Source organism: Streptomyces sp. CA-179760, assembly GCF_050937045.1.
Classification (GTDB): domain Bacteria; phylum Actinomycetota; class Actinomycetes; order Streptomycetales; family Streptomycetaceae; genus Streptomyces.
The window spans coordinates 8,054,536-8,074,894 of record NZ_JBNJLZ010000001.1 but is presented as its reverse complement, the minus strand read 5'-3'; the positions used below and the strand labels follow the sequence as shown (position 1 = coordinate 8,074,894).

Annotated in this window: 18 protein-coding genes; 9 read left to right on the top strand and 9 right to left on the bottom strand. The window is 71.5% G+C overall.

Translation table 11 applies throughout. From position 1 onward, the window contains the following. Window positions 1-9: 9 nt before the first annotated feature. The 3 genes from ACQEV8_RS36605 to ACQEV8_RS36595 all read right to left on the bottom strand — a co-directional run bounded on the left by ACQEV8_RS36605 (window position 10) and on the right by ACQEV8_RS36595 (window position 3,831). Entirely contained in the window at window positions 10-1,026 is a 1,017-nt protein-coding gene (locus ACQEV8_RS36605) for an ABC transporter permease (RefSeq protein WP_432969334.1), read from the bottom strand. Continuing rightward, on the bottom strand, window positions 1,023-2,540 hold the full coding sequence (locus ACQEV8_RS36600; protein ID WP_432969331.1) for a sugar ABC transporter ATP-binding protein: 1,518 nt from the start codon (window positions 2,538-2,540) through the stop codon (window positions 1,023-1,025). The genes ACQEV8_RS36605 and ACQEV8_RS36600 overlap by 4 nt, the downstream gene beginning before the upstream one ends. Before the next feature lie 109 nt (window positions 2,541-2,649). Continuing rightward, the gene (locus ACQEV8_RS36595) at window positions 2,650-3,831 is read right to left on the bottom strand and encodes an ROK family protein (RefSeq protein ID WP_432969328.1); all 1,182 of its coding nucleotides are present in this window, start codon (window positions 3,829-3,831) and stop codon (window positions 2,650-2,652) included. A 253-nt stretch (window positions 3,832-4,084) separates the two neighbouring features. On the opposite strand from ACQEV8_RS36595, the gene ACQEV8_RS36590 reads away from it, so the two are divergent. Continuing rightward, a complete protein-coding gene (locus ACQEV8_RS36590) occupies window positions 4,085-4,492 on the top strand; it encodes a PaaI family thioesterase (RefSeq protein ID WP_432969325.1) in 408 nt (135 codons plus the stop codon). Window positions 4,493-4,503: 11 nt separating this feature from the next. Here ACQEV8_RS36590 and ACQEV8_RS36585 read toward each other — a convergent pair whose 3' ends face one another. From ACQEV8_RS36585 to ACQEV8_RS36570, 4 genes are all read right to left on the bottom strand, one after another. Further along, entirely contained in the window at window positions 4,504-5,181 is a 678-nt protein-coding gene (locus ACQEV8_RS36585) for a GntR family transcriptional regulator (protein ID WP_432969322.1), read from the bottom strand. A gap of 143 nt (window positions 5,182-5,324) precedes the next feature. After that, entirely contained in the window at window positions 5,325-6,263 is a 939-nt protein-coding gene (locus ACQEV8_RS36580) for a beta-ketoacyl-ACP synthase III (protein ID WP_432969319.1), read from the bottom strand. 179 nt (window positions 6,264-6,442) lie between these two features. Continuing rightward, complete coding sequence (locus tag ACQEV8_RS36575) at window positions 6,443-6,583, bottom strand: MFS transporter small subunit (RefSeq protein ID WP_423569003.1); 141 nt, start codon at window positions 6,581-6,583, stop codon at window positions 6,443-6,445. Beyond that, window positions 6,552-7,883 carry an OFA family MFS transporter gene (locus tag ACQEV8_RS36570; protein WP_432969316.1) on the bottom strand — a complete coding sequence of 444 codons (1,332 nt, stop codon included), beginning with the start codon at window positions 7,881-7,883 and terminating at the stop codon, window positions 6,552-6,554. Before ACQEV8_RS36570 ends, ACQEV8_RS36575 begins: the two co-directional genes overlap by 32 nt. Before the next feature lie 227 nt (window positions 7,884-8,110). Between ACQEV8_RS36570 and ACQEV8_RS36565 the strand changes: the two genes are divergently transcribed. Genes ACQEV8_RS36565 through fdhD form a run of 5 tightly spaced genes read left to right on the top strand, consistent with a single transcriptional unit; the run spans window position 8,111 to window position 14,541 of the window. Next, window positions 8,111-9,082 carry a 2-dehydropantoate 2-reductase gene (locus ACQEV8_RS36565; protein WP_432969313.1) on the top strand — a complete coding sequence of 324 codons (972 nt, stop codon included), beginning with the start codon at window positions 8,111-8,113 and terminating at the stop codon, window positions 9,080-9,082. Then, complete coding sequence (locus ACQEV8_RS36560; protein ID WP_432969310.1) at window positions 9,079-10,998, top strand: molybdopterin oxidoreductase family protein; 1,920 nt, start codon at window positions 9,079-9,081, stop codon at window positions 10,996-10,998. The genes ACQEV8_RS36565 and ACQEV8_RS36560 overlap by 4 nt, the downstream gene beginning before the upstream one ends. Window positions 10,999-11,004: 6 nt before the next feature. Further along, entirely contained in the window at window positions 11,005-12,828 is a 1,824-nt protein-coding gene (locus tag ACQEV8_RS36555) for an NAD(P)H-dependent oxidoreductase subunit E (RefSeq protein ID WP_432969307.1), read from the top strand. After that, window positions 12,825-13,685 carry a 2Fe-2S iron-sulfur cluster-binding protein gene (locus ACQEV8_RS36550; RefSeq protein ID WP_432969303.1) on the top strand — a complete coding sequence of 287 codons (861 nt, stop codon included), beginning with the start codon at window positions 12,825-12,827 and terminating at the stop codon, window positions 13,683-13,685. The genes ACQEV8_RS36555 and ACQEV8_RS36550 overlap by 4 nt, the downstream gene beginning before the upstream one ends. Window positions 13,686-13,692: 7 nt before the next feature. Continuing rightward, window positions 13,693-14,541 carry a formate dehydrogenase accessory sulfurtransferase FdhD gene (gene fdhD, locus ACQEV8_RS36545; protein WP_432969300.1) on the top strand — a complete coding sequence of 283 codons (849 nt, stop codon included), beginning with the start codon at window positions 13,693-13,695 and terminating at the stop codon, window positions 14,539-14,541. Window positions 14,542-14,630: 89 nt separating this feature from the next. Here the strand turns inward: fdhD and ACQEV8_RS36540 are convergent, their stop codons facing one another. After that, window positions 14,631-15,068: a MarR family winged helix-turn-helix transcriptional regulator gene (locus ACQEV8_RS36540; RefSeq protein ID WP_432969297.1), complete on the bottom strand. Its 438-nt coding sequence runs from the start codon at window positions 15,066-15,068 to the stop codon at window positions 14,631-14,633. Window positions 15,069-15,172: 104 nt separating this feature from the next. Between ACQEV8_RS36540 and ACQEV8_RS36535 the strand changes: the two genes are divergently transcribed. From ACQEV8_RS36535 to ACQEV8_RS36525, 3 genes are all read left to right on the top strand, one after another. Then, window positions 15,173-16,090 carry a quinone oxidoreductase family protein gene (locus ACQEV8_RS36535; RefSeq protein WP_432969294.1) on the top strand — a complete coding sequence of 306 codons (918 nt, stop codon included), beginning with the start codon at window positions 15,173-15,175 and terminating at the stop codon, window positions 16,088-16,090. Between the two features lie 154 nt (window positions 16,091-16,244). After that, window positions 16,245-18,116 carry an exo-alpha-sialidase gene (locus tag ACQEV8_RS36530; protein ID WP_432969291.1) on the top strand — a complete coding sequence of 624 codons (1,872 nt, stop codon included), beginning with the start codon at window positions 16,245-16,247 and terminating at the stop codon, window positions 18,114-18,116. Window positions 18,117-18,127: 11 nt separating this feature from the next. Continuing rightward, window positions 18,128-19,366 carry a DUF4185 domain-containing protein gene (locus ACQEV8_RS36525; protein WP_432969288.1) on the top strand — a complete coding sequence of 413 codons (1,239 nt, stop codon included), beginning with the start codon at window positions 18,128-18,130 and terminating at the stop codon, window positions 19,364-19,366. Here the strand turns inward: ACQEV8_RS36525 and ACQEV8_RS36520 are convergent. Then, window positions 19,302-20,315 carry a bile acid:sodium symporter family protein gene (locus ACQEV8_RS36520; RefSeq protein ID WP_432973259.1) on the bottom strand — a complete coding sequence of 338 codons (1,014 nt, stop codon included), beginning with the start codon at window positions 20,313-20,315 and terminating at the stop codon, window positions 19,302-19,304. The two genes, ACQEV8_RS36525 and ACQEV8_RS36520, sit on opposite strands and share 65 nt — an antisense overlap. Window positions 20,316-20,359: the final 44 nt, after the last annotated feature.

Here is a 20,359-nt window from a genome sequence, read left to right as displayed (position 1 = left end):
ACCCTTTCCTCAGGTCGTGCTCGCGGTACGGCGCTGGACCAGCACGGCGGCGACGATGATCGCGCCCTTGGCGATCTGCTGGACGTCGCTCTGCAGGTTGTTCAGGGCGAAGATGTTGGTGATCGTGGTGAAGATCAGGACGCCCAGGACGGAACCGACGATGGTGCCCCGGCCGCCGCTGAGCAGAGTGCCGCCGATGATCGCGGCGGCGATGGCGTCGAGCTCGTAGAGGTTGCCGTTGGTGTTCTGGCCGGAGCCGGCCAGGACGATCAGCAGGAAGGCGGCGATGCCGCAGCACAGGCCGGAGAGCAGGTAGAGGTAGAGCCGCTGGCGGCGTACGTCGATGCCGGCGAGCCGCGCGGCCTCCGGGTTGCCGCCGACGGCGACGGTGCGGCGGCCGAAGGTGGTGCGGTTGAGCACCAGCCAGCCGATGACCGTCACGACCGCGAAGACCAGGACCAGGGGCGGGATGCCGAGGACGTAGGCGTCGCGCTCGCCCAGGTCGAGGACGGAGGGCACGGTGACGATCTGGGTCTTGCCGTCGGTGATCTGCAGGGCGAGGCCGCGGGCGGAGGCCAGCATGGCGAGCGTGGCGATGAACGGCACCATCGCGCCGTAGGCGATGAGCACCCCGTTGACCAGGCCGCAGCCGACCCCGACGATCATCGCGGTGAAGAGGATGCCGGCGAAGCCGTACTCCTGGGTGGCGACGGTGGTCGCCCACACCGAGGCGAGGGCGACGATCGCGCCGACCGACAGGTCGATGCCGCCGGAGACGATGACGAAGGTCATGCCGACGGTGACGACGCCGATCACGGACGCCTGGGTGAGGACGAGTTGCAGGTTACGGGTGTCGAGGAACTCGTCGGGCTTGGTGATGCCGCCGATGAGGATCAGCGCGGCGAGCACGCCGAGCAGGGAGAGGGTGCGGACGTCGGCGCGGAACAGCAGGCCGCGCCAGGCGGGGGGCTGAGCCTCGGGCACCTTGTCGGTGCTGTCCCGCGGCGGGGAGACGGGCTGCGTCATGACGCCGGGCTTCCTTCCATGACCAGGTCGAGTACGCGGTGTTCGTCGAGTTCGCGCGCGGGTGCCGTGTGGACGACACGGCCCTCGCGCAGCACCAGGACGCGGTCGGCGAGGCCGAGCACCTCGGGCACCTCGCTGGAGACCAGCAGCACGGCGAGGCCTTCGTCGGCCAGCCGACGGACCACGGCGTACAGTTCGGCGCGCGCGCCGACGTCGACGCCGCGGGTGGGTTCGTCGAGCAGCAGCACCTTGCAGCCGCGCAGCAGCCAGCGGGCCAGGACGGCCTTCTGCTGGTTGCCGCCGGACAGGGTGCGCACGGGCACGGACGGGTTGTCCGGCCTGAGCGACAGCTCGCGCGTCGCGGCCCGGGCGGCTCCGAGTTCGGCGCCCCGGTCGATCCAGCCGCCGCGCGAGAAGCGGGACATGGAGGAGACCGACACATTGCGGGTGACGGACTCCAGCATCAGCAGGGCCTGGGCCTTGCGTTCCTCGGGGGCGAGCCCGAGTCCGGCGCGGACGGCGGCCCGTACGCTGCCCGGCTTCAAGGGCCGTCCTTCGACCAGTACCTGACCGGACGTCGGTTTCCGGGCCCCGTAGACGGTCTCCAGGATCTCGGAGCGGCCCGAGCCGACGAGTCCGGCGAGGCCGACGATCTCGCCGGGCCGCACCTTCAGGTCGAAGGCCTCGAACTCCCCTTGGCGGGCCAGCCCTTGAATCCGGAGAACCGATTCTCCAGTCGGCGGGGAGACGGGCCGGTCGGGGAAGACGTACTCGACGTTGCGGCCCGTCATCAGCGCGACGACCTCGCGGGTCGGTGTCGACTTCGCCGGGAGCCCGTTCGCGACGGCCCGTCCGTCCTTCAGCACGGTGACCCGGTCGCCGATGCGCCGGATCTCCTCCAGGCGGTGCGAGATGTAGACGACGGCGACTCCGGCGGCGGTGAGATCGCCGACGATACGGAAGAGGTTGTCGACCTCGTCCGGGTCGAGGGCCGCGGAGGGTTCGTCCATCACGATGAGCCGCACGTCGTGGGAGAGCGCCCGGGCCATGGACACGATCTGCTGCTGCGCGGCCGACAACTCCCCGACAAGACGGGCCGGATCGACCTCTGGATGCCCGAGTTGTTCGAGGAGCCGAGCGGTCGACTCGCGGGCCGTCTTCCCGCGTACGACGAACCCGGCGGCGGTCGGCTCGTGGCCGAGGTGGACGTTCTCGGCGACCGACAGATGCTCCACCAGGTCGAGTTCCTGGTAGATGGTGGCGATACCCAGGCGCATGGCGGCGATCGGCGAGCGGAGCGTGACCTCCTCGCCGCGCCAGCGGATGGTGCCGGTGTCGGGTTGATGGGCGCCGGCCAGGACCTTGATGAGGGTCGACTTGCCGGCGCCGTTCTGGCCGAGCAGGCAGTGCACCTCACCGGCCTGGACGCCGAGGTCGACGCCGTCGAGCGCCCGGACGCCGGGGAACGACTTGGTGATGCCGGACATGCTGAGCAGCGGTGGTTCTGGTGCCATGAGGTCCCCTTGGCGGGCGTGCGGGCCGGTTTCAGGGCAGGGCGGAGCGCGGAGCGGAGCAGGGAACTGTGCGGGGCGCGGTACTGGTACGCCGTACTGAACTGTGCGCTTACGCGGGTGAGAACAGGTGATCGCTGATCAGCCGGGCCGCACCGATGACACCGGCGACGGGTCCCAACTCGCCCAGGACGATGGGCAGATTGCCGGTCGCCAGCGGCAGCGACTGGCGGTAGACCTGGGTGCGGATCGCGGCGAGCAGCGTGTGGCCGAGGCCGGTCACCCCGCCGCCGATCACCACCAGGCCGGGGTTGAAGAAGCTGACCAGGCCGGCGATGACCTGGCCGGTGTGATTGCCGCCCTCGCGGATCAGGTCGAGGGCGGTGGCGTCGCCCGCGGCGGCCGCGGCGGCGACGTCGACGGCGGTGAGACCGCCGTTCGTCTCCAGTCGCGATGCCAGTTCGGCCGAAAGCCCCTGCTGGGCGGCCTCCGTGGCATCGCGGGCGAGGGCCGCCCCGCTGAAGTGGGCCTCCAGGCAGCCCCGGTTGCCGCAGGCACAGGGCCTGCCGTCCGACACGGCCTGGATGTGCCCGATGTCGCCGGCGCTGCCCGTCGTACCGCGGTAGACCTCGCCACCGACGACGATGCCGCAGCCGATGCCGGTGCCGATCTTGACGCAGAGGAAGTCGGCGACGGTACGGGCGACGCCCGCGTGCTGCTCCCCCATCGCCATGAGGTTCACGTCGTTGTCGACCATGACCGGGCAGCCGAGTTCCTGGCTGAGCGCCTCCCGCACGGGGAAGCCGTCCCAGCCGGGCATGATCGGCGGCGCCACCGGGATGCCCTCGGGGAAGCGGACCGGGCCCGGGACGCCGATGCCGGCGCCGTCGAACCCCTCCGCGAGCCCGGAGGCCTTGAGCTTGGCTGCCATGGCCAGGACCTGCTCGAAGACCGCGACCGGGCCCTCGCGTACGTCCATGGGCTGGTTGATGTGGCCGAGGGTCTCCAGTTCGGCGTTGGTGACGGCGACGTCGACCGAGGTCGCGCCGATGTCGACGCCGAGGAAGCGCAGACCGGGGTTGAGCCGGATGTTGTGGGAGCGGCGGCCACCGCGCGAGGCGGCGAGGCCGTCGGCCACGACCAGCCCCGTCTCCAGCAGCCGGTCCACCTCCACGGCAAGCTTGGACCGCGAGAGGTCGACCTGGTCGCCCAGCTGGGCACGGGAGTTGGGGCCGCCGTCACGCAACAGCGTGAGCAGTCGGGCCTGGTGGGCGTTTCCGGGTCGTGCGGTCATACGTCTCACGAGCCCCTCCCCGCCTCGATCGGCCTGTGCGCGCCGGTTTTCCGCCACATCGGTGGCTTGCTTTCGGAGGGAACGTAGCAGCGGCTGCCGGGGGTGGGAAGAAGTCGCGCAGGAATTGCCCTCTACTTTTTCCACTCACAGGACAAAGACGCGAGGGGCGGTCTTACCCGGCAGGTAATCGACCGTGAGCGCGGCCCAGGTCAGGCTGGCACCAGCACGCGTCGACGACGTCCGGAGGCTCCCTATGACCGACACCCCTGCCCCCGAAGCCCTGTTGCGGGCGGTGCCCCTGGCCGGGAAGCTGGGCATCGCCCTCGAAGAGGCCACCCCCGCCCGGGTCAGGGCCGTGCTTGCCTGGGCTCCGGAGTTGTGCACGGTGGGCGGCGCGCTGCACGGCGGAACCCTGATGGCGCTCGCCGACACGGCCGGCGCGGTCTGCGCGTTCCTCAATCTGCCGCCGGGCGCGGGCACCTCGACGATCGAGGCGAAGACGAACTTCTTCCGCGCCGTGCGGTCGGGCGTCGTCCGCGCCGAGGCGCGGCCCGTGCACGTGGGACGCTCGTTCCTCGCCGTCCGGACGGACCTGTACGACGAGGAGGGCACCCTGGCGGGTCAGACGACGCAGACCCAGGCGGTACTGACAGCCCGCTGAGGGAGCGAGCGCTACGAACGCGCTCGCGCGTGGTACGACCGCCGTGTGTGCTCGGTGTGTTCGCGCATCAACTGGGTGGCCCGCTGTTCGTCCCGGCCCGCGATCGCGGCGATCAGTTCGCGGTGTTCGATCCAGGACTGCTGGCCGCGCCGGCGGGCCACCGGCGTGTAGTACCAGCGCACGCGCCGGTCGACCTGGGCGGCGAGTTCGGCGAGGACCGCGTTGCCGGCGAGCTCCATGATCTTGGAGTGGAAGCGGGCGTTCATGGCGACGGCGCCGTCCACGTCGTCGGCCTCGACGGCCTTCTCGCCCTCCTCGCAGAGGGTTTCCAGGGCTGTGAGGCCCGCGCTGTTCGCGTTGGCCGCCGCGAGCCGGGCCGCCTCGGCCTCCAGGAGCGTACGGACCGTGAGGAGCTGGTCGGCCTCCTCCTCCGTCGGCTCGTGCACGAACGCGCCCTGGGCGGGCCGCAGATCGACCCACCCCTCGGTGTTGAGCCGCTGCAGCGCCTCGCGCACCGGCTGCCGGGAGACCCCCAGATGCCCGGCGAGTTCGCTCTCGACGAGGTGCTGGCCGGGCTGGAGGGCCCGGGTCGTGATGAGTTCGAGGAGTGCCTCGTAGACGCGGTCACGCAGCGGACCCGGGCGTTCCAGCTTGGGTACCGCCCCCTGGGGCAGGCCTGTCGACAGCATCGCGGTCCCCCTCCTCGGCAGGGCCGTGCACAGCGCGGCGGCCACCGGTGCCGCCGCAGAGTCAGTATCGATTGTCTTTCGTCTACAGTCTACGGCGCACAAGTACCAGGCCTTCGAGGAGTTGACCGCGTCACACCATGGCCTCAGGGGCAGCGGACGACCTGGCCCGCGTACGACAGGTTCCCGCCGAAGCCGAACAGCAGGACCGGGTCGCCGGTGGAGACCGCGCCCCGTTCGACGAGCTTGGAGAAGGCGAGCGGGATGCTCGCGGCGGAGGTGTTGCCGGACTCGGTGACATCGCGCGCGACGACCGCGTTCACGGCACCGATCTTCTCGGCGAGGGGTTCGATGATGCGCAGGTTCGCCTGGTGCAGGACGACCCCGGCGAGGTCGGCCGGCTCCAGCCCGGCCCGCTCGCACGCCCGGCGCGCGATGGGCGGCAGCTGTGTGGTCGCCCAGCGGTAGACGCTCTGCCCCTCCTGGGCGAAGCGGGGCGGCGTGCCCTCGATCCGCACCGCGTGGCCCATCTCGGGCACCGAGCCCCACAGCACCGGCCCGATGCCGGGCTCCTCGGCGGCCTCGACCACCGCGGCGCCGGCGCCGTCCCCGACGAGCACGCAGGTGGTGCGGTCGCTCCAGTCGGTGACCTCGGACATCTTGTCGGCCCCGATGACCAGCGCACGGCTCGCGCCCCCCGCGCGGACGGCGTGGTCGGCGGTGGCCAGGGCGTGGGTGAAACCGGCGCACACGACGTTGAGGTCCATCGTGGCCGGCCCCGGCATTCCGAGGCGGGCCGCGACCCGGGCGGCCATGTTGGGCGAGCGGTCGACGGCGGTGGAGGTGGCGACCAGCACCAGGTCGATGTCGGCGGGGGCGAGACCGGCGGCCGCGAGGGCCTTGGCGGCGGCGTGGGAGGCCAGCTCGTCGACTGGTTCGTCGGGCCCGGCGATGTGGCGGGTACGGATGCCCACCCGGCTCCTGATCCACTCGTCACTGGTGTCCACCAGGTCCGCCAGGTCCTCGTTGGTGAGCACCTTGGCGGGCTGGTAGTGGCCGACGGCGGCGATGCGCGAGCCGTTCATGTGGGTGGGTCCCCCTCGTTGCCTTGGGTAGCGGGACCCACCAGTCTGATCAGTGACTCACGGGTACGACGGCAGCCAAGGCAACAGGAAACCGGCGCCAGGCTTGTCAGCTTCGGTCAGGACCTCGGACGTCCGGGCACCTGTCGCAGGCCAGGGGCGGTCCGGTCCCGCCACCGGCCTCAGCCGGTGAACAGCTGGGTCGCCTTCCGGACGAGTTCGTACAGTCCGTAGGCGAGCGGTACGCCCACCCACACCCAGGCGAGGGCGATCAGCCACCGCCGGTCCGGGCTAGGCGGACTCTGACTGCTGCTGGACACGATCGGCCTCCTTCGGCTGCAGGACGTGATGGCGGGAGTGGACGGGCCGGACGAGCTCGTTGGCGACGAAGCCGACGACGAGCAGGCCGATCATGATGACGAAGGACAGTCCGTACAGGGACGCGCCGTGCCGGCCCGCCTCCTCCTGCCGGTCGGCGATCCAGTTCACGATGAGCGGCCCGAGCACACCGGCCAGGGACCAGGCGGTGAGCAGCCGACCGTGGATGGCGCCGACCTGGTACGTGCCGAACAGGTCCTTCAGATAGGCCGGGATCGTCGCGAAGCCGCCGCCGTAGAAGGAGAGGATGACCAGCGCGCACAGGATGAACAGCGGCTTGGAGGTGTCGCCGAGCAGGGCGATGAGCGCGTACATCAGCGCGCCGACGCCCAGGTAGACGCGGTAGATGTTCTTGCGGCCGATCAGGTCGGACGTCGAGGACCAGCCGATGCGGCCCGCCATGTTCGCTGCCGACAGCAGCGCGACGAAACCGGCTGCGGCTGTCACGGACACCGGGGTGGAGGTTTCCGCGAAGAAGTCCGTGATCATCGGGGCGGCCTTCTCCAGGATGCCGATGCCGGCCGTGACGTTCATGCAGAGCACGAGCCACAGGCACCAGAACTGCGGGGTTCGGATCGCCTGGTTCGCCGAGACCTGCGGGCCGGTGGTGGCTTGTGGCGTGGTCCCCCGCGTCCCCGGGGCACTGCTCGGTACCCGGACCAGGAGCACCCCGAGCAGCATGAAGACGGCGTACGACAGGCCGTGCACCAGGAACGCCAGCGCGATGGCGCCGCTGTCGGACCCGAACGACTCCAGCATCTGGGCGCTCCACGGCGAAGCGATCAACGCACCGCCGCCGAAGCCCATGATGGCGATGCCGGTGGCCATGCCGGGCCGGTCCGGGAACCACTTGATCAGCGTGGAGACGGGCGAGATGTAGCCGATGCCGAGGCCGATGCCGCCGACGAAGCCGTAGCCGAACACGATCAGCCAGTACTGCTCCAGGGACGCGCCCAGCGCGGAGAGCAGGAAGCCGGACGAGAAGCAGATCAGGGCGACGGTCATCGCCCAGCGGGGGCCGTTGCGTTCCACGAGTGTGCCGCCGAACGCGGCGGACAGGCCCAGCATGACGATGCCCAGCTGGAAGGGCAGCGCGCTCTGCGTGCCGCTGAGCCCGAGCGCGGACTCGAGGGGCGGTTTGAACACACTCCAGGCGTAGGCCTGGCCGATGGAGAGATGTACGGAGAGAGCGGCGGGCGGGACGAGCCAGCGGCTCCAGCCCGGGGGCGCGACTGGGGGACTCATGAATCCTGGACGGTAGGCAGTCGCAAGGGAGTTGGAAAGGCGGCGCGTCGACCGTATGCGGTGAGCGGTATGCAGCATGCGGCAAACGGTCGCCGCGCGGACCCTTGCCGCCCCAACCTCCATACTGTAGACAATATTTCGTCGACACAAGCCGCACGGCGCGTTTCTGAGCGGTCGTACGGCGGCCACACCTCCGCGGTATCCCTCAAACCGAACGGAGTGTTCCCGTGAAAGTCGCAGTTCTCGGCGCCGGTGCCATCGGCGCCTACGTCGGCGCCGCGCTCCACCGCGCGGGTGCCGAGGTGCATCTCATCGCCCGTGGACCGCATCTGGCGGCCATGAGGCAGCACGGAGTCCGGGTGCGCAGCCCACGCGGCGGTTTCACCGCGCGCCCTCACGCCACCGACGACCCGGCCGAAGTGGGCCCGGTCGACTACGTCTTCCTGGGCCTGAAGGCCAACGCGTACGCGGCGTGCGGGCCGCTGATCGCGCCGTTGCTGCACGGGACGACGGCGGTCGTCGCGGCCCAGAACGGCATCCCCTGGTGGTACTTCCACCGGCACGGCGGCCCGTACGACGGCCACCGCGTCGAGAGTGTGGACCCGGACGGCGCGGTCAGTGCGGTGCTCGCGCCCGAACGGGCCGTCGGATGTGTCGTCTACGCGGCGACCGAGCTCGAAGGGCCGGGCGTCGTACGGCACTTGGAAGGCACGCGGTTCTCCATCGGTGAGCCCGACCGCAGCCTCTCGGCACGCTGTCTCGCCTTCAGCGACGCGATGCGGGCCGGTGGGCTCAAGTGCCCGGTGGAGCCCGATCTGCGGGACGACATCTGGGTCAAGCTGCTCGGCAACATCTCCTTCAACCCGATCAGCGCGCTGGCCCGCGCGACCATGCGGCAGATGTGCCTGCACGGCGGCACCCGCCGGGTCATCGAGATCATGATGACCGAGACGCTCGCGGTCGCCGAGGCCCTCGGCTGCGAGGTCGGCGTCTCCATCGAGCGCCGGCTCGCGGGCGCCGAGCGGGTCGGCGATCACCGCACCTCCACGCTCCAGGACCTGGAGCGCGGCAAGCCGCTCGAGCTCGACGTACTCCTCGCGGCGGTCGTCGAGCTGGCGGAGATCACCGGCGTGGAGGTGCCCACCCTGCGCACCGTGCACGCCATCTCGGACCTGCTCGCGCTGAGGAGCGCCGCATGAGGAAACGCCAACCCAAGACCTACAACCGGCTGACGCACCCGCTCGTCCGGGACTCCCGTGACGAGCCCTTCCGGCGGGCGAGCTGGGAGGAGGCGCTGGACCGGGCCGCCCGGGGCCTCGGGCGCAACCGTGACGCCTTCGGCATGTTCAGCTGCGCCCGCGCCACCAACGAGATGAACTACGTGGCGCAGAAGTTCGCCCGGGTCGTCATGGGCACCAACAACGTCGACTCCTGCAACCGCACCTGTCACGCCCCGAGCGTGGCCGGTCTGTCGGCGGCGTTCGGTTCGGGCGGCGGGACGTCGTCGTACGAGGAGATCGAGCACACGGACCTCGTCGTGATGTGGGGCTCCAACGCCCGCTTCGCGCACCCGATCTTCTTCCAGCACGTGCTGAAGGGGATCAGGAACGGGGCCCGGATGTACGCGGTCGATCCGCGCCGGACCTCGACCGCCGAGTGGGCGGAGAGCTGGCTCGGACTCAACGTCGGCACCGACATCCCGATGGCGCACGCGATCGGCCGCGAGATCATCCACGCGGGCCTAGCCAACGAGGCGTTCATCGAGCGGGCGACCACCGGCTTCGAGGAGTACAGGGCGCTGGTCGAGCCGTGGACGCTGTCGCTCGCCGAGAAGGTGACGGGCGTACCGGCCGCCGCCGTCCGCGAGCTGGCGCACGCCTACGCCCGTGCCGAACGCGCCCAGCTGTGCTGGACTCTCGGCATCACCGAGCACCACAACGGCACCGACAACGTCCGCGCGCTGATCAACCTGTCCCTGCTCACCGGTCATGTCGGCCGGTACGGCTCGGGCCTGCAGCCCCTGCGCGGGCAGAACAACGTGCAGGGCGGCGGGGACATGGGCGCGATCCCCAACCGGCTGCCGGGCTTCCAGGACATCCTGGACCCGGACACCCGGCTGAAGTTCGAGTCGGCCTGGGCCACCGTCATCCAGCCGCACTACGGCCTGAACCTCACGGAGATGTTCGAGGCGATGGAGGACGGCGGTCTCAAGGCCGTCTACTGCATCGGCGAGAACCCGGCCCAGTCGGAGGCCGACAGCGAGCAGGCCGTACGGCGCCTCAAGGCCCTGGACTTCCTCGTCGTCCAGGACATCTTCCTCACGAAGACGGCCGAACTCGCCGATGTCGTCCTGCCGGCCACCGCCGGCTGGGCGGAGACCGAGGGCACGACCACCAACAGCGAGCGGCGGGTGCAGCGCGTCCGCAGGGCCGTCACCCCGCCCGGCGAGGCCCGCGAGGACATCGACATCCTCTGCGACCTCGCGGCCCGCCTCGGCCACGACTGGAAGTACGCCGACGCCGAGACCGTGTGGAACGAGTTGAGGTCGATCTCGCCCGACCACTACGGCATGACGTACGAGCGTCTGGAGGAGCACCAGGGCATCCAGTGGCCGTGCCCGAGCACGGAGCAGCTCGAACCGACCTATCTGCACGGCCGGTTGTGGGAGTCCGACCCCTCGGCACGCGGTCGGCTCGCGCCCTTCGGGATCGTGCAGCACGACCCGCCCGTGGACCTCACCGACGAGCGGTACCCGATCCGGCTGACCACCGGACGGCGGCTGGATTCCTACAACACCGGTGTGCAGAGCGGTGGTTACGCCTCGCCGCTCAGGCGCGGCGAGTTCATCGAGCTGTGCCCGGAGGACGCCGAGCGCTACGGGGTCGTGGTCGGTGAGCAGGTGCAGGTCACCTCGCGACGCGGGTCGGTGACCGCGCCGGTGTGGGTGGACACCGCGCTGCGACCCGGGCTCGCCTTCATGACCATGCACTTCCCCGACGAGGTGGACACCAACTCACTGACGATCGAGGCGAACTGCCCGATCGCGGGGACGGCGGAGTTCAAGGCGTCGGCGATCCGGATCGAGAAGCTGCCCATCGCGACCATCGTGGGGTGACGCACTGTGGACCTGCACTTCGGTGACAGCAAGCCGACGGACGAGGAACGGGCGGCCGTCGACGCCCTTCTCGGGCCTCCGGAGTCCTCCTGGGAGGGCGCCGACCGTTCCGACGCCGATCTGAGGTGGGCGCGGGGCGGACGCGAGGCCCGGGACCGCCGCGACCTGCTGCTGCCGGGGCTGCACGCCGTCAACGACCGGATCGGCTGGATCAGCGACGGCGCCCTCGACTACCTGTGCCGGCGGCTGACGGTGCCGCCGGCGGAGGCCTACGGGGTCGCCACCTTCTACGCCATGTTCTCGGTCAAGCCGCGTCCGGCGACCGTGCTCCAGGTGTGCACGGACCTGGCGTGCGCGGCGGCCGGGGCGCCGGAGCTGTGTGCCGGGATCGAGGCGCGGCTCGGTCCCGGCAGCGGTGTGTCGGTCGAGCGCAGCCCATGTCTGGGCCTGTGCGAGCGGGCCCCGGCCGCGCTCGCGATCAGGGCCGGGGATCCCGTGCGTACGGCGGTGTCGGCGCCGGCGACCGTCGAAGAGGCCGTCCTCGCCGCGAGTGCGCCGGACTCGGCGCCGGAGGAGCCGCCCGCCGCCCTGGCGGTGCCGCAGGCCGGGCAGGACGGTCTGATGCTGCTCCACCGCGTCGGCGTGGTCGACCCCGCCTCCCTCGACGACTACCGCGCCCACGGCGGCTACACCGCCCTGCGCCGGGCCTTCGAGCTGGGCCCGGCCGGGGTCATCCGCGAGGTCACCGACTCGGGCCTGGTCGGGCGCGGCGGTGCCGCCTTCCCGACCGGCCGCAAGTGGCAGGCCACGGCGTCCCAGCCGGATCATCCGCACTACCTCGTCTGCAACGCCGACGAGTCCGAGCCGGGCACCTTCAAGGACCGCGTGCTCATGGAGGGCGACCCGTACGCGCTGGTCGAGGCGATGACGATCGCCGCGTACGCGACCGGCGCCCACCGCGGCCACCTCTATCTGCGCGGCGAGTACCCGCGCGCCCTGCGCCGGCTGGAGCACGCGATCGCGCAGGCACGCGCGCGTGGACTGCTCGGTGACGACATCCTCGGCCAGGGCTACGCCTTCGACATCGAGATCCGGCGCGGCGCGGGCGCCTACATCTGCGGTGAGGAGACGGCCCTGTTCAACTCCATCGAGGGCTACCGGGGCGAGCCCCGCTCGAAGCCGCCGTTCCCCGTGGAGAAGGGCCTGTTCGGCAAGCCCACGGTGGAGAACAACGTCGAGACGCTGGTCAACGTCCTGCCGATCCTCACCATCGGCGCCCCGGCCTACGCGGCGATCGGCACGGACAGGTCCACCGGACCGAAGCTGTACTGCGTCTCGGGGAGTGTGGAGCGGCCCGGTGTCTACGAGCTGCCGTTCGGCGCGACGCTGGGCGATCTGCTCGGGCTCGCCGGAGTGCGGGAGGGGCTGCGGGCGGTGCTGCTCGGCGGGGCGGCGGGCGGTTTCGTCCGGGCCGACGAGCTGGACATCCCGCTCACCTTCGAGGGGACGCGGGAGGCGGGCACGACACTCGGCTCGGGGGTCGTGATGGCCTTCGACGACACGGTGCCCCTGCCCCGGCTGCTGCTGCGCATCGCGGAGTTCTTCCGGGACGAGTCGTGCGGGCAGTGCGTGCCGTGCCGGGTCGGGACCGTGCGGCAGGAGGAGGCGCTGCACCGGATCGTGGAGCGCACCGGCGCCGACGCCGCCGGGGACATCGCGCTGCTGCGGGAGGTGGGCCGCGCGATGCGCGACGCCTCGATCTGCGGTCTCGGGCAGACCGCGTGGAACGCCGTGGAATCCGCCATCGACCGTCTGGGGGCGTACGAATGACCGTCACACCGCTGGGGATCCCGCGCCGTCTGCTGGAGTTCACGCTCGACGGGGAGCCGGTGCGGGCTCCCGAGGGCTCGACGATCCTCGACGCCTGCCGGGCCGCCGGGAAGGACGTCCCGACCCTGTGCGAGGGCGACACGCTCCGGCCCAAGAACGCCTGCCGCGTCTGCGTCGTCGAGGTGGAGGGGGCCAGGACCCTCGTCCCGGCCTGCTCCCGCAAGGCCGAGCCCGGTATGGAGGTGCGCACGGACACCGAACGGGCCCGGCACAGCCGGAAGATCGTCCTCGAGCTGCTGGCGTCCTCCGTGGACCTGTCGACGACGCCGAAGGTCGCCGAGTGGCTCAAGGAGTACGAGGCGAAGCCGGACCGCTTCGGCCCTGAGGCGGCCCGGCTCAACGAGGAGCCGAAGGTCGACAACGACCTGTATGTGCGCGACTACGACAAGTGCATCCTCTGCTACAAGTGCGTCGACGCCTGCGGCGACCAGTGGCAGAACACCTTCGCGATCTCGGTCGCCGGGCGCGGTTTCGACGCCCGGATCGCCGTGGAGCACGACGCGCCGCTGACCGACTCGGCGTGCGTGTACTGCGGGAACTGCATCGAGGTGTGCCCGACGGGCGCGCTGTCCTTCAAGTCCGAGTTCGACATGCGCGCGGCGGGTACGTGGGAGGAGTCGCGCCAGACGGAGACGACCACGGTGTGCGCGTACTGCGGAGTGGGCTGCAACCTGACGCTCCATGTGCAGGACAATGAGATCGTGAAGGTCACCTCACCGCACGACAACCCGGTGACCCACGGCAATCTCTGCATCAAGGGCCGCTTCGGCTACCAGCACGTACAGAACCGGGGCTGATCAGGACATGGGACGAGTCACGGAACGACGCAAGGTGCTCCGCATCCGGGACGGGGTGGTCTCCAGCCGCCCGGACACGCTCGTCGCGGAGGAACCCCTGGAGATCCGGCTCAACGGCAAGCCGCTGGCGATCACCATGCGCACCCCGGGCGACGACTTCGCGCTGGCGGCGGGCTTCCTGGTGAGCGAGGGGGTGCTGGGCGAGCAGCGGGACCTCCAGAACATCGTCTACTGCGCCGGGGCCACGGTCGAGGGGTCGAACACGTACAACATCGTCGACGTCAAGACCGCCCCGGACGTGGTGATCCCCGACATCACGCTGGAGCGGAACGTCTACACCACCTCCTCCTGCGGCCTGTGCGGCAAGGCGTCACTGGACGCCGTACGGACTACGGCCCGCTGGCCCATCGCCGACACTCCCCCGGTCCGGGTCACCCCGGAGCTGCTGGCGAGCCTGCCCGACCGGCTGCGCGCGGCCCAGCGGGTCTTCGACCGGACCGGGGGCCTGCACGCGGCGGCCCTCTTCTCGGAGGACGGGGAGCTGCTGGACGTCCGCGAGGACGTGGGCCGGCACAACGCGGTCGACAAGCTGGTCGGCCGGGCTCTGCAGAACGGGGACCTGCCGCTGTCGCGGACGATCCTGCTCGTCTCGGGCCGGGCCTCCTTCGAGCTGGCGCAGAAGGCCGTGATGGCCGGCCTGCCGATGCTGGCGGCGGTGTCGGCGCCGTCCTCGCTGGCAGTGGATCTGGCCGCCGAGACCGGCCTGACGCTGGTGGGCTTTCTGCGGGGCGGTTCCATGAACGTGTACGCGGGAGAGGACCGGATCGCCCTGCGGGCGGCGGCCGCCCAGGGCTGAACAGGTTCCTCCGCTACACGGCGGCGGGGCCCCGACCGGCGGGGAGCGCCCCCTGCGCCGCAGGGGCCCCGTCTCGGCCTGCCGTCATCTCAGTCGGCCACACCGGATATCCGCAGCAGCATGCCCGTGAACTGCTCGCGTTCGGCCACCGACAGCGGGGCGAGCAGTTCGTCGTTGGCGGCGCGGGCCGCCTTCTCGCAGCGTTTGAGGAGCCGGGCTCCCCGTGCGGTGAGGGACACCGCGTTCTTGCGACGGTCCCTCGGGTCCGGCTCGCGCAGCACCAGGTCCGCCGACTGGAGGTCGTCGAGGATGCCGACCAGGTCCTTGGGGTCGAGCCGGATCCCGCGGCCGAGGTCGGCCTGGGCGACGGGGCCGAGGTCACGGACGGCGGAGAGCACCACGTGGTGCCACATCCTCATGTCCTCCTCGGCCAGCGCCTCGGCCACCAGGGTCCGGCCGCGGGCGGCGGCGCGGCCGAGCAGCCAGCTGGGCAGGGAGCGGATCGCGGGCAGAGGGGCTTCCGACATGGCCGCAGCCTAGCCAAGAAGTCGTTGGTCCTTCCTATGATCGTCCTATACCGTTGGGATCCCCAACGACTTCATTGGGGGTACCAACGATCACCGGAGGTGCGATGCGCCGCGTCCGCTACGAATCCCGAGGCGGCCCCCTGTTCGTGGAGGAGGCTCCGGTCCCCGCGCCCGGCCCCGGAGAGCTGCTCGTACGCGCGGAGGCGATCGGCGTCACGCTCCCGGTCGTACGCAAGGTCACCGAGGCGGCCGAGCCGGGCCCGCTCGGCGGCGAGATCGCCGGGGAGGTCACGGCCGTCGGCGAGGGCGTCACCCGCTTCGGCACCGGCGACCGGGTGACGGGCCTCTGCTTCGGCCACGGCTACGCCGACTTCGCCCTCCTGCACGAGGCCATGGCCTCCCCGGTCCCGGCCGGTGCCCGCGCCGTCGACGCGGTGGCCCTGGTCCGCAGCGGCCTGGTCGCCCTCGGCGCCCTGGAGGCGGCGCGCCCCGAGCCCGGCGAGACGGCGCTGGTCACGGCGGCGGCGAGCGGCGTCGGCCAGCTGGCCGTGCAACTGGCCAGGACGCGGGGCGCGGGCCGGGTCGTGGGGGCCGTCTCCGACCCGGCGAAGGCAGCCTTCGTCCGGGGCCTTGGCGCGGACCACGTCGTCAGCTACGGCGACGACAGCTGGGGCGCGCCCGTCGACTACGCCCTGGACGCGGTCGGCGGTGAGCTGCTCACCCGGGCCCTCTCCGCGCTCGCCCCCGAGGGACGGCTGGTGGCGTACAGCTCGGGCGGCGGCACCGTCCAGGCGTACGACCTGCTCGTGGGTGCCAAGTCGGTGATCGGGTTCCAAATGGCCCGCATCGCCCGCGGGAAGCCGGAGTTGTACGAGCGGTGGCGCGAGGAGCTGTGGCGGCTGTTCGCGGCGGGAGAGATCGAGCCCGCCGTCCACGGGGAGTTCGCCTTGGAGGACGCGGCGAAGGCACACGGGGAGATCGAGGCGCGGGCCAACCGCGGAAAGGTCGTCCTGATCCCCTGACGCACGCTTCTTGTGGGGGGTCTGTGAGTCCAAGTACCGTCTGTGGCCCCACACATGGGACGTGGGATGTCCGGTTGTCCGCATCAGCCGCCCGGATATCCGTTCCCATGGCTCGGTGGTCCAGCCGACAGACGCATGAAGGGCAGGTCGCACCATGCCGTCAAGACTTCGCGCACGTCTGAGATCCACCCTGACAGCCGCTCTCGCCGCCGCCGCGCTGCTCGCGCCGGCCCTCCCCGCCCAAGCCCGGCCCGCAACGGCCTTACCGGAGTTCGAACAGCAGGTCCTCTTCAAGGCCTCCCAGGACCCCGGCTACGCCTGCTTCCGCATCCCGGCCATCGTGCGGACCACGACCGGCACGCTGCTCGCCTTCGCCGAGGGACGCGTCCTCAACTGCGGTGACGCGGCCGACATCGACATCGTCCTCAAGCGCTCCACCGACGGCGGCCGCACCTGGGGGCCGCTCCAGGTGGTCACCGAGGGCGCCGGCGACACACACGGCAACCCGGCGCCCCTCGTGGACCGCCGGACCGGCCGCATCCTGCTGGCCGAGACGTACAACACCGGCCGTACGGACGCCGGGAACTGCACCGTGCCCTGCGACCGCACCCCGCATCTGCAGTACAGCGACGACGACGGCCGGACCTGGTCGAAGCCGCGCGACCTGAGCGACCAGATCCTGCCCGCGCACTGGAACTCCTGGTACGCCACCGGCCCCGTGCACGGCATCCAGCTCACCCGCGGCAAGCACGCCGGGCGCCTCGTGTTCGGCGTCAACACCGAGACGTGGGACGGCAGCCGGGTCACCGCGAACCACGCCGCGCTCATCGTCAGCGACGACGGCGGCGACCGCTGGCGGGTCGGCGCCACGGACTCCTGGCCGATAGCTCTCGACGGCACGTTCCGGCAGAAGCCGTCCGAAGTGACGCTCACCGAACGCACCGACGGCGCCGTCCTCGTCAGCGGCCGGGAACAGGACGGCACCGACCTGGGCCACCGCTCCCAGACCCTCAGCCGGGACGGCGGCGACAGCTTCGCCACGCCCTTCCGCGACCTCCCGGACCTCTACACCCCGCAGGTCCAGGGCGCGACCGTACGCCTCGGCGACCGGCTCCTGCTGTCCGCTCCGGCCGACCCCGACCGCCGCCGGACGATGATGGTCCGCTCCTCCTACGACGGCGGGCGCACCTGGGACACGGTGGACCGGGGCACGGTCGTCACGACCGACTGGTCCGGCTACTCCGACATGGCAGCCGTCAATGGCACGACGGTGGGCCTGCTGTACGAGGGCGGCGCGGTCGACGCCCGCGACGAGATCCGCTTCGCCCGCTTCACCGAGGGCTGGCTGAAACCGCGCCGGGGCCCCGACCCGACCACCCGTGACGCCGCGTCGGCCGCGACGCCGGCGGCCGTGCTCGGCGGTGCGGGCCGGACCACCGGCGTGCGCGGCGGTGCGCTGTCCTTCGACGGCACCGACGACGCCGTACGGCTGCCGTACCGGTCCCGGCTCCCGCTCGCCGAAGGCGACTTCACTGCCTCGCTGTTCTTCCGCTACACGGCCACGACCGGCGAACAGCCCTTCCTGTGGATGGGCGGCATCGGCGGCACACAGCCGCAGATCTGGCTGCGCGGGGAGCCCGCGAGCGACCGGGTCCGGGGGCTCATCACCACCCGGTCGGGCGCGACGACCGTCAGGTCGGCCTCGGTGTGGACCGACGGCGCCCACAACGACGGACTCTGGCACCATCTGGCCCTGCGCCGGGGCGACGGGAAGCTGACGCTCTTCCTCGACGGTGCGCCGCTCACCACCGCGGACGTGCCGGGCTCGGTCAGCCGTAACTCCCCGTTCGGTGTGCACATCGGCCAGCGGATGGACAGCAGGGCGTTCCTCAGCGGGGCGATCGACGACGTCCGCGTCTGGAACCGGGCGCTGTCCGACGAGGAGTTGGCGTCCGGCGCCGCGAAAGCGGCCGTCAGGGGCACCGTCCTGTGGCTGCCCATGGACCAGGTGAGCGGCAGCAACTAACGTCACGGAACGTGCCCGACGACGCAGAAGCAGCACGAGCACGACAGCGCACCGGAACCGGGATCGGCCTGCTGCTGGTCCTGGTTCTCGGTGCCGCCCTGCTCTACGCCCTGCCAAAGGACGAGAGCCGGGACGACGACGGCTCCTGCCGGGCACGGACGGTGGACTCCTGGCAGGCGGACGACGGCCTCACCGCCGAGTTCGCGCGCTACGGCGACGACGCGGGCCGCACCGACGACTGGACGGGCGGCGACGGCACCCACTCGCTGCGGCTGCCCGACGGCCGGGTGCTGTGGCTGTTCTCCGACACCTTCCTGGGCCGGGTGTACGGCCCGCCCAACCCGCACGGCGAGTCCTACGCCTGGCGGGACGCCACCACGCCTCTGGTGCGCAACTCGGCCGTGCTGATGCGCGACGGCCGACTGGATACCACCCTTCCCGCCCCGCTCTTCGCCGACCCGGCGCCGAACCAGTGGCGCTGGCCGGTCGCCGCCCGTGTCGAACCCCGCTCCCCCGGCTCCTCCGAGCAGGTGGTCCGGGTGCTGCTGTGGGTGCGCACGGCCGGCCAGGCCCCGTGGGTCTTCGGCGTGCCCACCGCGACCGAGGTGGCGACGCTGTCGCTGCCCGCTCTGCGCCTGGAGTCGATCGTCAAGGTGCTCGACCAGCAGCTGGTCCCCGACCCGTCCCGGCGTGTGCTGTTCGGCACGACACTGGTCGAGGAGGACGGCTGGACGTACGTCTTCGGCGGCGACGACGGCCAGGCCGCCTCCCGCCCGGCCTCGCACGCCTACGTGGCGCGCGTACGGGAGGGCGCGCTCGGGGATCCGGCGGCCTGGCGGTACTGGAACGGCTCGGCGTGGACGGCCGCCGCCCGCCCCCGGCCAGTGCTCGGGGACGGGCAGCGCAGGGGCGTCGGCAGCGCGTTCTCGGTCGTCCGGGAAGGCGGCACGTACGTGCTGTTCACGATGGCCACGGGCACGAAGGGTCTGACCACCGTGGCTTCGTACTGGGCGTGCTCCCCGGCCGGGCCGTGGCACGGGCCGGCGAAGGAGTTCAGCCCGTCGCTGCCGCAGGGGCAGGTGGCCGCCTACAACCCGCAGGTCCATCCGGTGCTGAGCGGCGACGGACGGCTCGTCCTGAGCTACGACGTCAACTGGCTGGAGACGACCGGTGCCGCGGCCCAGCTCAGCCGGAACGTGTCCCTGTACCGACCGCGGTTCGTGTCGCTGCGGCTGGCTCCGGCTGAGTGACCTGCGCGCGGGGGTCGTGCGAGCGGCGCCTGGCGATCACCGCGCACACCATCAGCTGCATCTGGTGGAAGAGCATCAACGGCAGCACGGCCAGCGAGGCGTGCGCGCCGAACAGGACGCTCGCCATGGGCAGTCCGGAGGCCAGGGACTTCTTCGAGCCGGCGAACTGCAGGGTGATCCGGTCCTCTCGGCTGAAGCCCAGCCCCTTGCCGCCGTACCAGGTCAGCAGCAGCATCACGGCGAGGATCACGGCCTCGACGCCGAGCAGCGCACCCAGCCGGGCGGGGCTGACCTGGTGCCAGATGCCCTGCACCATGCCCTGGCTGAACGCGGTGTAGACGACGAGCAGGATCGAGCCGCGGTCCACGAGGCCGAGGACCTTCTTGTGGCGGGTGACGAAGCCCCCGATCCAGCGGCGCAGCAGCTGTCCGGCGAGGAACGGCACGAGCAGTTGCAGCACGATCTTCAGCAGCGAGTCGGCGGAGAACCCGCCGCCGCTGCCGCCGAGCAGCGAGGCCGCGAGCAGTGGGGTGGCGATGATGCCGATGAGGGAGGAGAAGGAGCCCGCGCAGATCGCGGCGGGCACGTTGCCTCGGGCCATCGAGGTGAAGGCGATCGACGACTGGACGGTCGACGGGACGAGCGTGAGGAAGAGCAGGCCCTGGTAGAGCGGGTCCGTGAGGATCACCGGAACCAGCCCGCGGGCCGCGAGGCCGAGCAGCGGGAAGACGATGAAGGTGGCGGCCAGGACCGTGACGTGGAGCCGCCAGTGCCGCAGGCCGTCCAGCGCCTCACGGGTGGAGAGCCGGGCACCGTAGAGGAAGAACAGGAACGCGATCGCCGCCGTGGAGGCCCCGGATGCCACGTCGGCGACCGACCCGCGGGCCGGGAATAGTGCGGCGACTCCCACGGTCGCCAGCAGGAGAAGGATGAACGGGTCGATCGGCATCCGGCGCGGCCGGCGCAGGCGTTTCACGGTGCTCCACTTGCTCG

What these genes read in the sequence shown, in the direction of transcription:
- ACQEV8_RS36520 (WP_432973259.1), bottom strand. Translation starts at nt 20,315, where the DNA reads ATGCCGATCGACCCGTTCATCCTTCTCCTGCTGGCGACCGTGGGAGTC.
- ACQEV8_RS36595 (WP_432969328.1), bottom strand. Translation starts at nt 3,831, where the DNA reads ATGACCGCACGACCCGGAAACGCCCACCAGGCCCGACTGCTCACGCTG.
- ACQEV8_RS36605 (WP_432969334.1), bottom strand. Translation starts at nt 1,026, where the DNA reads ATGACGCAGCCCGTCTCCCCGCCGCGGGACAGCACCGACAAGGTGCCC.
- ACQEV8_RS36530 (WP_432969291.1), top strand. Translation starts at nt 16,245, where the DNA reads ATGCCGTCAAGACTTCGCGCACGTCTGAGATCCACCCTGACAGCCGCT.
- ACQEV8_RS36560 (WP_432969310.1), top strand. Translation starts at nt 9,079, where the DNA reads ATGAGGAAACGCCAACCCAAGACCTACAACCGGCTGACGCACCCGCTC.
- ACQEV8_RS36590 (WP_432969325.1), top strand. Translation starts at nt 4,085, where the DNA reads ATGACCGACACCCCTGCCCCCGAAGCCCTGTTGCGGGCGGTGCCCCTG.
- ACQEV8_RS36570 (WP_432969316.1), bottom strand. Translation starts at nt 7,883, where the DNA reads ATGAGTCCCCCAGTCGCGCCCCCGGGCTGGAGCCGCTGGCTCGTCCCG.
- ACQEV8_RS36540 (WP_432969297.1), bottom strand. Translation starts at nt 15,068, where the DNA reads ATGTCGGAAGCCCCTCTGCCCGCGATCCGCTCCCTGCCCAGCTGGCTG.
- ACQEV8_RS36535 (WP_432969294.1), top strand. Translation starts at nt 15,173, where the DNA reads ATGCGCCGCGTCCGCTACGAATCCCGAGGCGGCCCCCTGTTCGTGGAG.
- ACQEV8_RS36585 (WP_432969322.1), bottom strand. Translation starts at nt 5,181, where the DNA reads ATGCTGTCGACAGGCCTGCCCCAGGGGGCGGTACCCAAGCTGGAACGC.
- ACQEV8_RS36550 (WP_432969303.1), top strand. Translation starts at nt 12,825, where the DNA reads ATGACCGTCACACCGCTGGGGATCCCGCGCCGTCTGCTGGAGTTCACG.
- ACQEV8_RS36600 (WP_432969331.1), bottom strand. Translation starts at nt 2,540, where the DNA reads ATGGCACCAGAACCACCGCTGCTCAGCATGTCCGGCATCACCAAGTCG.
- ACQEV8_RS36580 (WP_432969319.1), bottom strand. Translation starts at nt 6,263, where the DNA reads ATGAACGGCTCGCGCATCGCCGCCGTCGGCCACTACCAGCCCGCCAAG.
- fdhD (WP_432969300.1), top strand. Translation starts at nt 13,693, where the DNA reads ATGGGACGAGTCACGGAACGACGCAAGGTGCTCCGCATCCGGGACGGG.